This is a genomic window from Pseudomonas sp. JV414 (assembly GCF_032424305.1).
Lineage (GTDB): Bacteria > Pseudomonadota > Gammaproteobacteria > Pseudomonadales > Pseudomonadaceae > Aquipseudomonas > Aquipseudomonas lini.
This window is the reverse complement of the sequence record NZ_VYKC01000013.1, coordinates 135,294-146,672: the sequence shown is the minus strand read 5'-3', so window position 1 is coordinate 146,672 and position 11,379 is coordinate 135,294. Positions and strand designations below refer to the sequence as shown.

The window sequence follows — 11,379 nt, the reverse complement described above, 5'->3', positions numbered from 1 at the left end:
TTACAACTTGATCCAGGTCGCCTTCAGCTCGGTGTACTTGTCGAACGCGTGCAGCGATTTGTCGCGACCGTTGCCGGACTGTTTGAAGCCACCGAACGGCGCGGTCATGTCGCCGCCGTCGTACTGATTGACCCACACGCTACCGGCGCGCAAAGCCTTGGCGGTCAGGTGAGCCTTGGAGATGTCGGCGGTCCAGACTGCAGCGGCCAGACCGTAAGGCGTGTCGTTGGCGATCTGGATGGCTTCTTCAGCGCTGTCGAAGGTGATGACCGACAACACTGGCCCGAAGATCTCTTCCTGGGCGATTTTCATCGCGTTGCTTACGCCATCAAAAATCGTCGGTTCAACGTAAGTGCCACCGGTTTCCTGAAGAATGCGCTTACCGCCGGCCACCAGTTTGGCGCCATCGGTGTGACCGGACTCGATGTAGGACAGCACGGTGTTCATCTGCTGGGTATCCACCAGCGCACCGACGTTGGTCGCAGGGTCCAGCGGATTTCCCGGCTTCCAGGTTTTCAGGGCCTCGATCACCAACGGCAGGAATTTGTCCTTGATCGAACGCTCCACCAGCAGGCGCGAACCGGCGGTGCAGACTTCGCCCTGGTTGAAGGCAATGGCACCAGCAGCGGCTTCGGCGGCGGCTTGCAGGTCCGGCGCATCAGCGAACACGATGTTCGGGCTCTTGCCCCCAGCTTCGAGCCAGACGCGCTTCATGTTCGATTCGCCGGAGTAGATCAGCAGTTGCTTGGCGATCTTGGTCGAACCGGTGAACACCAGGGTGTCGACGTCGTTGTGCAGGGCCAGGGCCTTGCCGACGGTGTGACCGTAGCCCGGCAGCACGTTCAGCACACCTTTCGGGATACCGGCTTCAACGGCCAGCGCCGCAATGCGAATGGCCGTCAGCGGCGATTTTTCGGAAGGTTTGAGGATCACCGAGTTACCGGTGGATAGCGCCGGGCCGAGTTTCCAGCAGGCCATCATCAACGGGAAGTTCCACGGCACGATCGCACCGACCACGCCGACCGGCTCGCGTGTCACCAGACCCAGCTGATCGTGCGGAGTGGCGGCGACCTCGTCGTAGATCTTGTCGATGGCTTCACCGCTCCAGCTCAGGGCTTGCGCCGCGCCGGGAACGTCGATGTACAGGGAATCGCTGATCGGCTTGCCCATGTCCAGGGTTTCGAGCAGGGCCAGCTCTTCGGCGTGCTGTTTCAGCAGGCCGGCAAAACGAATCATGGTGGCTTTGCGTTTGGTCGGCGCCAGGCGCGACCAGGCGCCGGAATTGAAAGTGGCGCGGGCGTTGTCCACGGCACGTTGGGCATCGGCGGCGTCACAGCTGGCAATCTTGCCCAGCAGACGGCCATCGACCGGGCTGATGCACTCGAAAGTCTCACCGGAGACGGCATCGGTGTATTCGCCATTGATGTAGGCGCGGCCTTCGATCTTCAGATCGCGAGCCCGTTGTTCCCAGTCGGCACGAGTCAGGGTGGTCATTCGAGTGTCCTCCTCTTATTGAATACGAGTGCCCCGCGTTCTATGCGGGCGCTGTCAGGAATTCTGCCCGGCCAGCCTGCTTTTCGGCTCAAGGCAACCGTTACCCTAAACCAGCGGCCGGTAAAGTTTCAATATATTTGACACAAGGCCAGCAAACGGCCTTGCGATGTTCATTTTAATAAACATAGACTTTCAATTTTCCAGCGCAATCACGGGGGAATACCAGCATGAGCATTCAGGATATCGTCGATTTCAACCAGGCCAACACCCAGCCCGATCGTTATCGGCCCGACCCTGCAAAAATCCTCAAGGGCGACCCCGAGCAAGCGGTGTACAACCACTACAACAGCCCGTGCGGCCAGATGAGTGCAGGTGTCTGGGAAGGCGAAGTCGGCCAGTGGCTAGTGAACTACACCGAGCACGAATACTGCGAAATCGTCCAAGGGGTTTCAGTGCTGCGCGACGGCGATGGCAACGCCAAGACCCTGCGTGTGGGCGATCGCTTCGTGATTCCGGCCGGTTTCAAAGGCACCTGGGAAGTGCTGGAGCCGTGCCGCAAGATTTATGTGGTGTTTGAACAGAAGGCTTGAGGATTTGTGCTGTCCGGGCCGGCCTCATCGCGGGCAAGCCCGCTCCCACAGGGATCTGTGTCGATCACAAAACCTGTGGGAGCGTGGCTTGCCCGCGATGAGGCCCTGCCAGACAACACAAAACCCACAGGCAACAAAAAAGGCCCGTATCTCGCGATACGGGCCTTTTTCGTAAGAGGGAAAAATCAATTACTTGATTTTGCCTTCTTTGTAGATCACGTGCTTACGAACAACCGGATCAAATTTCTTGATCTCGATTTTGTCCGGAGTAGTGCGCTTGTTCTTGTCGGTAGTGTAGAAGTGACCAGTACCGGCGCTCGAAATCAAACGAATCAATTCACGCATGATTAGCTCCCTTAGATCTTGCCAGCTTTGCGGATTTCGGCCAGCACGACAGTGATGCCACGCTTGTCGATGATACGCATGCCTTTGGCAGATACGCGCAGACGCACGAAACGTTTCTCTTCTTCAACCCAGAAGCGGTGATGCTGCAGGTTCGGCAGGAAACGACGACGGGTTTTGTTGTTTGCGTGGGAAATGTTATTCCCAGTCACCGGACCCTTACCGGTAACTTGACATACTCTCGACATGCCTCAGCCCTCTAAAACCACATGCCCAACCCGGCATGGGTTGGCCGCTTAATCTCTCAGTCATTTGGCGCCAGGCGCCGCGTTTCTTTAGAGGTCTTACCGGCTACACCTACAGTGAAGGAACCGGGCCCCTAGAAAAGAGCGCTGCTTTATACCAGAAAGACTGGAGAGCAACAACATTCCGTGTGCGCGGACTCGATAAATTCCCCATTTTTCGGGCGGCGGGCGCCTTGGATAAAGGCTGTGGTCAATGAAGACCGCTCGTCGCAGAGAATCGGCCAACCGACCGATTCCGGGTTTTCCTCGGCCCGCATCACGGAAACAAGCGCCCATAGTCCCCTTAAAACGAAAAAGGGGATAGTCATTTGCAAAAGAGCCTACTAGGGTAAGCCTTTTCCAGACTGCACTTGCAGATGGGCCTTCGATCTGTAAAGGAATCCGACCATGCGCCTCGCTGCCCTACCGCTGCTGCTCGCCCCGCTTCTACTGAGCCCACAGGCTATGGCTGCCGCCCTGAGCGTCTGCACCGAAGCCAGCCCGGAAGGGTTCGACGTGGTGCAATACAACTCGCTGACCACCACCAACGCCTCGGCCGACGTGCTGATGGACCGCCTGGTGGACTTCGACACGGCCAGCGGCAAAGTGGTCGCCAGCCTGGCGGACAGCTGGGAAGTCACACCCGATGGCCTGACCTACGTCTTCAAATTGCACCCACAGGTGAAATTCCACAGTACCGAATACTTCAACCCGACGCGCGACCTGACCGCCGAAGACGTGAAGTTCAGCTTCGACCGCATGCTCGACCCGGCGAACCCGTGGCACAAAGTCGCCCAGAGCGGCTTCCCGCACGCCCAGTCGATGCAGTTACCGGCGCTGATCAAGAAGATCGACGCACTGGACCCGCTTACCATCCGCTTCACCCTCGATCACCCGGACTCGACTTTCCTGCCCACCCTGAGCATGGGTTTCGCCTCGATCTATTCGGCCGAATACGCCGACCAACTCATGAAGGCCGGCACTCCGGAAAAACTCAACAACCAGCCGATCGGCAGCGGCCCGTTCATCTTCTCGCGCTTCCAGAAAGATGCCTCGATTCGCTACAAGGCCAACCGCGACTACTTCCGCGGCAAGCCATCGGTAGACCCGCTGATCTTCGCCATCACCCCCGATGCCAACGTGCGCCTGCAGAAATTGCGCCGCAACGAGTGCCAGATCGCCCTGTCGCCCAAGCCGCTGGACGTACAGGCCGCGCTGAAAGAGCCGACCCTGAAAGTCGAAAAGACTGACGCCTTCATGACCGCCTTCGTTGGCATCAACAGCCAACATCCGCCGCTGGATAAACCTGAAGTACGCCAGGCGATCAATCTCGCGTTCGACAAGGCCAACTACGTCAAAGCCGTGTTCGAAGACACCGCCGAACCCGCCAACGGCCCGTACCCACCTAACACCTGGGGCTACGCCAAAGGCTTGCCGGGCTACCCGCATGACATCGAAAAGGCCAAGGCACTCATGGCCAAGGCCGGGCTCAAGAATGGTTTCCAGACCACCATCTGGACCCGCCCTTCCGGCAGTCTGCTAAACCCGAACCCAAGCCTCAGCGCGCAAATGCTGCAATCCGACCTTGCGGAAATCGGCATTCAGGCCGAGATTCGCGTGATCGAATGGGGCGAACTGATTCGTCGCGCCAAGGCCGGCGAGCACGACCTGCTGTTCATGGGCTGGGCCGGCGACAACGGCGATCCGGACAACTTCCTCACGCCGCAGTTTTCCTGCGCGGGGCTCAAATCCGGCACCAACTTCGCCCGCTACTGCAACCCGGACCTGGACAAACTGATCAGCGCCGGCAAGACCACTGGCGAGCAAGGTGTACGCACCAAGCTCTACGAACAGGCCCAGGCGCAGATCCAGCAACAGGCGTTGTGGCTGCCACTGGCGCACCCGACGGCCTTTGCGCTGACACGCAAGGATGTGCAGGGTTATCAAGTCAGCCCGTTCGGTCGTCAGGATTACTCGAAGGTCAGCCTCAAGTAATCCGCCTCGCCACAAAACCCTGTGGGAGCGGGCTTGCTCGCGAAAGCGGTCTGTCAGTAGACATTGATATCGACTGACACGACGCCTTCGCGAGCAAGCCCGCTCCCACAGGGGTTGCTTACCTCTAGCCCTCTTACATCCACCCATACTCGGCCATGGACAGCGGATCGCCGTCACCAACTATGAAATGGTCGAGCACCCGCACATCGATCAGATCCAGGGCCTCTTGCAGGCGCTTGGTCAGCATTCGGTCGGCTTGACTGGGGTCTGGGTTACCCGACGGATGGTTGTGACACAGGATCAGCGCTGCGGCGTTGTGAGCCAGGGCGCGCTTGACCACCTGCCGCGGATAAACGCTGGTGCTGTCGATGGAGCCGCGAAACAGCGCCTCAAAGGCCAGCACCCGGTGCTTGGAATCGAGAAACAGGCAACCAAACACCTCGTGAGGCTCATGGCGCAGCATCGACTTGAGGTAGTCACGCACCGCCAATGGATTCTCCAGCACCGAGTTGTGACGCAAGCGCTCGGCCAGATGCCGCCGGGCCATTTCCAGCACTGCCTGCAACTGGGCGAACTTTGCCGGCCCAAGGCCAAGCTGACCGCTGAAGGTCGGCTGATCGGCCTCCAGCAAGGTGCGCAGGCTGCCAAATTGATGCAGCAGGTGTCGCGCCAGATCGACCGCGCTTTTACCGGACACGCCGGTTCGTAGAAAGATTGCCAGCAACTCGGCGTCTGAAAGACTTGCCGATCCCTGCTCAAGTAGCTTCTCCCGCGGTCGCTCCGCCGCCGGCCAATCGCGAATGCTCATAGCACCTCCATGTATGTGGGCGCCGCTGTTCCATAGCGGTCGCTGTGATATCGTAGCCCATCTTTTTTGCTGGCGAATTCATCCCTGGGGAGGGGGTATCGCCAAGCAGTCATCAACGAAATGAAAGGCAGACCTATGCAGCGGCTGTATCGGAAACGCATCGTTCTGGGCGTCGGCGGCGGCATTGCTGCCTACAAGAGCGCCGAGCTGGTTCGCCGCCTGATCGACCAGGGCGCCGAAGTGCGCGTGGTCATGACCCGTGGCGGTAGCGAATTCATTACCCCGCTGACCATGCAGGCGTTGTCCGGGCATCCGGTCCATCTCGATTTGCTGGACCCGGCGGCCGAAGCCGCGATGGGCCACATCGAGCTGGCCAAATGGGCCGACCTGGTGCTGATCGCTCCCGCCACCGCGGACCTGATCGCCCGACTGGCCCAAGGCATTGCCGACGACCTACTGACCACGCTGGTGCTGGCCACCGACGCGGTGGTCGCGGTTGCCCCGGCGATGAACCAGGCCATGTGGCGCGACCCGGCGACCCAGGCCAACCTGCAAACCCTCGAAAGCCGTGACCTCAAGGTTTTCGGCCCAGCCTCCGGCAGCCAGGCCTGCGGCGACGTCGGCATGGGCCGCATGCTCGAAGCCACCGACCTCGCCCAGTGCGCGGCAGACTGCTTCCAGCGCCAGGCGCTGACCGGCAAACATGTGCTGATCACCGCTGGTCCGACCCAGGAAAACATCGACCCGGTGCGCTACATCACCAACCACAGCTCCGGTAAAATGGGATTTGCCCTGGCCGAAGCCGCGGTAGAAGCCGGCGCCCGCGTGACCCTGATCACAGGTCCCGTGCACCTGCCGACCCCGGATCGCGTCACGCGCATCGATGTGGTCAGTGCCCGCGACATGCTCGCCGCCTGCGAAGCGGCGATCCCTTGCGACCTGTTCATCGCCTCTGCCGCGGTCGCGGACTACCGTCCGGAAGTCGTCGCCCCACAGAAACTCAAGAAAGATCCTACGAACGGCGACGGCTTATTGCTACAGATGGTCCGCAACCCGGACATCCTGGCAACCATCGCCACCCGTCCCGACCGTCCGTTCAGTGTCGGCTTCGCTGCCGAAACCGAACATCTGCTCGATTACGCTGCCCGCAAGTTGAAAGACAAAAACCTCGATCTGATCGTCGCCAACGACGTCGCGAACCCGAGTATTGGCTTCAACAGCGAAGAAAACGCCTGCAGCGTGATCGACCGTGAGCTGCACGCCACACTCTTCGCCCAGACCAGCAAGAGCAAAATCGCTCGCCAGCTGATCACTTTTATCGCCGAACGTCTGAACCAGGTTTAATTTACATGCACGCTTTGCAAGCCAAGATCCTCGACCCCCGCATTGGTACCGAATTTCCGCTGCCGCAGTACGCCACGCCAGGCTCCGCCGGCCTCGACCTGCGCGCCATGCTGGAAAAAGACACCGTCATCAAGCCGGGCGAAACCCTGCTGATTCCGACCGGCCTGTCCGTCTACATTGGCGATCCAGGTTTAGCCGCGCTGATTCTGCCGCGCTCCGGCCTGGGCCATAAACACGGCATCGTGCTCGGCAACCTGGTCGGCTTGATCGACTCCGATTACCAGGGCCCGCTGATGGTGTCGTGCTGGAACCGTGGCCAGACCGATTTCAATATGGTGGTAGGCGAACGCCTGGCCCAATTGGTGCTGGTGCCGGTGGTTCAAGCGCATTTTGAAATGGTCGAAGAGTTCGTCGAAACCCAGCGCGGCACTGGCGGGTTCGGCCATTCGGGTAGCCACTGATCATCGGCATTCAGGCTGGGAGCCCTACCCGGCCTGACCTGTCCTCTGCATTTTAAGGATGAAAATTGCAAAGACGTCATCTGGAAGGTTTACCACTGGAAATCAAGGCATTGGCCGGCCAATTGCTCGCCGATGCTGATGGCATGGCACTTACACACCACGAACTCTCTGCCGAAAACGCCGTCATACCCTTCAGTTTGAGCCAGCCCACGAATTTTTCGCAGGCTTGTCCAGCCACTTTAGAGATGGAGCATTCCTACAGATGAGCACCCCAGCCCAAGTCGCACCCAAGTTCCCCGACAGCATCTTCCGCGCCTACGATATTCGCGGCACCGTCCCGGAATTCTTGAACGCTGAAACCGCTTATTGGCTTGGTCGCGCCATCGGCTCCCAGAGCCTGGCCCAGAACGAACCCAACGTATCCGTTGGCCGTGACGGTCGCCTGTCCGGCCCGGAACTGGTCGAGCAACTGATCCAGGGCCTGGCCGACAGCGGTTGCCACGTCAGCGACGTCGGCCTGGTGCCAACCCCAGCGCTGTACTACGCCGCCAACGTACTGGCTGGCAAATCCGGCGTGATGCTCACCGGCAGCCACAACCCGTCGAACTACAACGGCTTCAAGATCGTCATTGCCGGCGACACCCTGGCAAACGAACAGATCCAGGCCCTCCATGAACGCCTCAAGACCAACAACCTGAGCAGCGGCAAGGGCAGCATCACCAAGGTCGAGATTCTCGACCGCTACAACACTGAAATCGTCCAGGACATCAAACTCGCCCGCCGCTTGAAAGTGGTGGTCGATTGCGGTAACGGCGCGGCTGGCGTGATCGCCCCGCAGCTGATCGAAGCCCTGAACTGCGAAGTCATCCCGCTGTTCTGCGACGTCGACGGCAACTTCCCGAACCACCACCCGGACCCGGGAAAGCCTGAAAACCTCGTCGACCTGATCGCCAAGGTCAAGGAAACCAACGCCGACCTGGGCCTGGCTTTCGACGGCGATGGCGACCGTGTGGGCGTCGTTACCAATACCGGCAGCATCGTCTACCCGGATCGCCTGTTGATGCTGTTCGCCCGCGACGTCGTGGCACGCAACCCGGATGCGGAGATCATCTTCGACGTCAAATGCACCCGTCGCCTGACACCGTTGATCAAGGAATACGGCGGTCGCCCGCTAATGTGGAAGACTGGTCACTCGTTGATCAAAAAGAAAATGAAACAAACCGGCGCCCTGTTGGCCGGCGAAATGAGCGGGCACATCTTCTTCAAGGAGCGCTGGTTCGGTTTCGACGACGGTATTTACAGCGCCGCGCGGCTGCTGGAGATCCTGAGCAAGGAAAAATCCACCGCGGAAGAGCTGTTCGCAACCTTCCCGAACGATATTTCTACGCCAGAGATCAATATCCATGTGACCGAAGAGAGCAAATTCAGCATCATTGATGCACTGCACGATGCGCAATGGGGTGAAGGCGCCGACCTGACCACCATTGACGGCGTGCGAGTCGACTATGCCAAAGGCTGGGGCCTGGTTCGCGCCTCCAACACCACACCGGTGCTGGTGCTGCGCTTCGAGGCCGATGACGAGGCTGAATTGCAGCGCATCAAGGATGTGTTCCACGTCCAGCTGAAACGCGTTGCCCCTGATCTCCAATTACCGTTTTGATCTTCTGAAGCACCCGGAGCCCTGAATGACCCTCGAACGCGAAGCCGCCGCCAACACCGCCAAGGTCCTGTCCGAAGCGCTGCCTTACATTCGCCGCTATGTCGGAAAGACGCTGGTGATCAAATACGGCGGCAACGCGATGGAAAGCGAGGAGCTGAAAACCGGCTTCGCCCGCGATATCGTGCTGATGAAAGCCGTGGGCATTAACCCGGTGGTGGTTCATGGTGGCGGCCCGCAAATCGGCGACCTGCTCAAGCGCCTGTCGATCGAAAGCCACTTCATCGATGGCATGCGCGTGACTGACGCGCAAACCATGGACGTGGTGGAAATGGTCCTCGGTGGCCAGGTCAACAAGGACATCGTCAACCTGATCAACCGGCATGGCGGCAGCGCCATCGGCCTGACCGGTAAAGACGCCGAGCTGATTCGCGCGAAAAAGCTCACTGTCACCCGTCAGACGCCGGAAATGACCCAGCCGGAAATCATCGACATCGGTCAGGTGGGCGAAGTGGTCGGTATCAACACCGACCTGCTGAACCTGCTGGTCAAAGGCGATTTCATTCCGGTGATCGCGCCAATCGGCGTCGGTGCCAACGGCGAGTCGTACAACATCAACGCCGATCTGGTGGCCGGTAAAGTGGCCGAGGCACTAAAGGCTGAAAAGCTGATGCTGCTGACCAACATCGCCGGCCTGATGGATAAGTCGGGCACGGTTCTGACCGGCCTGACGACTCAACAGGTCGACGACCTGATCGCCGACGGCACTATCTACGGCGGCATGCTGCCGAAGATTCGGTGCGCGCTGGAAGCGGTACAGGGCGGCGTGGGCAGCTCGTTGATCATCGATGGTCGGGTGCCGAACGCGATTCTGCTGGAAATCTTCACCGATACAGGTGTGGGTACGCTGATCAGTAATCGCAAGCGTCACTGATTCAAACCTTAGAAAGGTCGCAGCCTTCGACAGCGCCTACGACAGCGGATTTTCGGACGTACGAAAACCCTGTAGGAGCTGACGAAGTCTGCGATCTTTTTTATGCGCGCAGGAAATGCCTGACCTGACTAAGCGAAACGTCTGACATCGCGAAGTAAGCAATCTGCATAGGATCTTCCCTGAGCCCACAGGAGATCTATCCATGCAAAAAGACTATGTTCCATACGGCAGCGATGTTTCACCTGGCACCTATGCCTGCGTCGATTGCGGTCATGAGTACTCGAATCAGGCCAAGACCTCGATGCCGCCGTGCCCGCAACTCCGGAAAACACCACACACCCGTCATGGCTGGAAAATTCTTACCGGTCAGGGCGATGCGGCTATTGATCCGTACCCAGAGAAAACCAATAAACCCGTCGGGATCAAAAAGGCCGAGACGCTCAGCAGCACCAGCAAAAAATAATCCTGGAGGACTGAGCCATGCAGATCTCGTTCACGATCGACGCCCAGGCCTTCGACCTGGAACAAAAAGAACCGGTCAAAAAGACCCTGAGGATTTCCGATCATGAAATCGCTCATGCCCTACAGCGAATAGCCAAGGCGAGTCTGACCGAATACTTGAAAATGCTGGTCGAAGGCGGCATGCCCAGCAGGGCCGATGAGGCGAAACAGGATCGTCTGCTGTATCTGATTCAAAGCTACTTCGGGCAAACGCTGCCGACCGAATCGCAGATATCAACAATCTTCCAACTGACCCAGAGCCAAAGCAAAACGCTCCTGAAGAACACGGTCTCGCGGTTTCGCAACCAACTCGACGAAATCCTCCACAACAGCATGCGGGCCGTGATCGAAACCGCAGAGCATGCGCAGACGGTTTACCTGGTGGTCATCAGCTCCGACGTCATTCGTGACGAATTGAACATGCTGATCACCCAGAACGAGCCGACCTTCAAACCCATCACCAAACGCAAAGGCAGCGCCGGGCTGTTCGAAATCAGTGAAGACTCTCACGACCTGTTGTGCCGGACGCTTGGCCTGAATGCCGTTCAGTGACATCGTCGCGGTCAGCGGCCTGCTGCTGACCCTGACCACTTTCATGTTCAACCTGGCGTGGCCCAGGCTGCATGAAGCGCTGGAACTGGATGAAAAACAATCAGGTCCGCAGGCGAGAAAACGCAGCCGGGAACAGGTGATCAATGTTTTCTTCAGCTGTGCATTGCCGCTGACTTGCACCTTCGTGGCGCTGTTTTACGTCAATTTGCCCGCCGCCGTGCGGATCATGCGCAGCAGCACGCTGGATCTGTGGGATTTCGAGGTGGATCGCACGCTTTACGTGTTAGTTGTCCTCGCACTGCTGGTGTTTGCCCTGTTCAACCTGGGATTGGCATTCAAACTGTTAGGGAAATGGCGAAGACTTCACTGACGGCACAAACAAAAGCCCCCTGTAGGAGCGAGGCTTGCCCGCGAAGA

Annotated in this window: 13 protein-coding genes and 1 pseudogene; 10 read left to right on the top strand and 4 right to left on the bottom strand. The window is 58.9% G+C overall.

What is annotated here, in order from left to right; translation table 11 throughout:
• Positions 1-1,494 carry an aldehyde dehydrogenase gene (locus F6R97_RS15560; protein ID WP_038980753.1) on the bottom strand — a complete coding sequence of 498 codons (1,494 nt, stop codon included), beginning with the start codon at positions 1,492-1,494 and terminating at the stop codon, positions 1-3.
• A gap of 227 nt (positions 1,495-1,721) precedes the next feature.
• On the opposite strand from F6R97_RS15560, the gene F6R97_RS15555 reads away from it, so the two are divergent.
• Positions 1,722-2,084, top strand: a complete 363-nt coding sequence (locus F6R97_RS15555; RefSeq protein WP_050681646.1) for a cupin domain-containing protein — start codon at positions 1,722-1,724, stop codon at positions 2,082-2,084.
• A 189-nt stretch (positions 2,085-2,273) separates the two neighbouring features.
• Here F6R97_RS15555 and rpmG read toward each other — a convergent pair whose 3' ends face one another.
• Together rpmG and rpmB are read right to left on the bottom strand one after the other, a co-directional pair.
• Positions 2,274-2,429 carry a 50S ribosomal protein L33 gene (gene rpmG / locus F6R97_RS15550; protein ID WP_007894709.1) on the bottom strand — a complete coding sequence of 52 codons (156 nt, stop codon included), beginning with the start codon at positions 2,427-2,429 and terminating at the stop codon, positions 2,274-2,276.
• Between the two features lie 11 nt (positions 2,430-2,440).
• The gene (rpmB, locus tag F6R97_RS15545; RefSeq protein ID WP_007894701.1) at positions 2,441-2,674 is read right to left on the bottom strand and encodes a 50S ribosomal protein L28; all 234 of its coding nucleotides are present in this window, start codon (positions 2,672-2,674) and stop codon (positions 2,441-2,443) included.
• Positions 2,675-3,118: 444 nt separating this feature from the next.
• Between rpmB and F6R97_RS15540 the strand changes: the two genes are divergently transcribed.
• Complete coding sequence (locus tag F6R97_RS15540) at positions 3,119-4,705, top strand: ABC transporter substrate-binding protein (RefSeq protein ID WP_038980748.1); 1,587 nt, start codon at positions 3,119-3,121, stop codon at positions 4,703-4,705.
• A 133-nt stretch (positions 4,706-4,838) separates the two neighbouring features.
• On the opposite strand, the gene radC is transcribed toward F6R97_RS15540, so the two are convergent.
• Entirely contained in the window at positions 4,839-5,513 is a 675-nt protein-coding gene (gene radC, locus F6R97_RS15530; RefSeq protein ID WP_038980746.1) for a RadC family protein, read from the bottom strand.
• Positions 5,514-5,648: 135 nt separating this feature from the next.
• Between radC and coaBC the strand changes: the two genes are divergently transcribed.
• From coaBC to F6R97_RS15490, 8 genes and pseudogenes are all read left to right on the top strand, one after another.
• On the top strand, positions 5,649-6,857 hold the full coding sequence (gene coaBC / locus F6R97_RS15525; RefSeq protein ID WP_007894693.1) for a bifunctional phosphopantothenoylcysteine decarboxylase/phosphopantothenate--cysteine ligase CoaBC: 1,209 nt from the start codon (positions 5,649-5,651) through the stop codon (positions 6,855-6,857).
• Between the two features lie 5 nt (positions 6,858-6,862).
• A complete protein-coding gene (gene dut / locus F6R97_RS15520; RefSeq protein WP_007894692.1) occupies positions 6,863-7,318 on the top strand; it encodes a dUTP diphosphatase in 456 nt (151 codons plus the stop codon).
• A gap of 65 nt (positions 7,319-7,383) precedes the next feature.
• A complete protein-coding gene (locus tag F6R97_RS15515) occupies positions 7,384-7,584 on the top strand; it encodes a hypothetical protein (RefSeq protein WP_080772077.1) in 201 nt (66 codons plus the stop codon).
• 17 nt (positions 7,585-7,601) lie between these two features.
• Positions 7,602-8,978, top strand: a pseudogene (locus F6R97_RS15510) (phosphomannomutase/phosphoglucomutase); the annotation flags it as partial.
• Between the two features lie 25 nt (positions 8,979-9,003).
• Positions 9,004-9,909 (top strand): acetylglutamate kinase, encoded by a 906-nt coding sequence (gene argB / locus F6R97_RS15505; protein ID WP_008007602.1) that lies wholly within the window; start codon positions 9,004-9,006, stop codon positions 9,907-9,909.
• Between the two features lie 202 nt (positions 9,910-10,111).
• A complete protein-coding gene (locus tag F6R97_RS15500; protein ID WP_050681650.1) occupies positions 10,112-10,372 on the top strand; it encodes a hypothetical protein in 261 nt (86 codons plus the stop codon).
• A 17-nt stretch (positions 10,373-10,389) separates the two neighbouring features.
• On the top strand, positions 10,390-10,962 hold the full coding sequence (locus tag F6R97_RS15495; RefSeq protein ID WP_050681651.1) for a hypothetical protein: 573 nt from the start codon (positions 10,390-10,392) through the stop codon (positions 10,960-10,962).
• Positions 10,949-11,332 carry a hypothetical protein gene (locus tag F6R97_RS15490; RefSeq protein WP_038980738.1) on the top strand — a complete coding sequence of 128 codons (384 nt, stop codon included), beginning with the start codon at positions 10,949-10,951 and terminating at the stop codon, positions 11,330-11,332. Before F6R97_RS15495 ends, F6R97_RS15490 begins: the two co-directional genes overlap by 14 nt.
• Positions 11,333-11,379: the final 47 nt, after the last annotated feature.

Excerpts from the sequence above, each read along its gene's own strand:
- F6R97_RS15560 (WP_038980753.1), bottom strand. The coding sequence starts at position 1,494 with ATGACCACCCTGACTCGTGCCGACTGGGAACAACGGGCTCGCGATCTG.
- F6R97_RS15555 (WP_050681646.1), top strand. The coding sequence starts at position 1,722 with ATGAGCATTCAGGATATCGTCGATTTCAACCAGGCCAACACCCAGCCC.
- rpmG (WP_007894709.1), bottom strand. The coding sequence starts at position 2,429 with ATGCGTGAATTGATTCGTTTGATTTCGAGCGCCGGTACTGGTCACTTC.
- rpmB (WP_007894701.1), bottom strand. The coding sequence starts at position 2,674 with ATGTCGAGAGTATGTCAAGTTACCGGTAAGGGTCCGGTGACTGGGAAT.
- F6R97_RS15540 (WP_038980748.1), top strand. The coding sequence starts at position 3,119 with ATGCGCCTCGCTGCCCTACCGCTGCTGCTCGCCCCGCTTCTACTGAGC.
- radC (WP_038980746.1), bottom strand. The coding sequence starts at position 5,513 with ATGAGCATTCGCGATTGGCCGGCGGCGGAGCGACCGCGGGAGAAGCTA.
- coaBC (WP_007894693.1), top strand. The coding sequence starts at position 5,649 with ATGCAGCGGCTGTATCGGAAACGCATCGTTCTGGGCGTCGGCGGCGGC.
- dut (WP_007894692.1), top strand. The coding sequence starts at position 6,863 with ATGCACGCTTTGCAAGCCAAGATCCTCGACCCCCGCATTGGTACCGAA.
- argB (WP_008007602.1), top strand. The coding sequence starts at position 9,004 with ATGACCCTCGAACGCGAAGCCGCCGCCAACACCGCCAAGGTCCTGTCC.
- F6R97_RS15500 (WP_050681650.1), top strand. The coding sequence starts at position 10,112 with ATGCAAAAAGACTATGTTCCATACGGCAGCGATGTTTCACCTGGCACC.
- F6R97_RS15495 (WP_050681651.1), top strand. The coding sequence starts at position 10,390 with ATGCAGATCTCGTTCACGATCGACGCCCAGGCCTTCGACCTGGAACAA.
- F6R97_RS15490 (WP_038980738.1), top strand. The coding sequence starts at position 10,949 with ATGCCGTTCAGTGACATCGTCGCGGTCAGCGGCCTGCTGCTGACCCTG.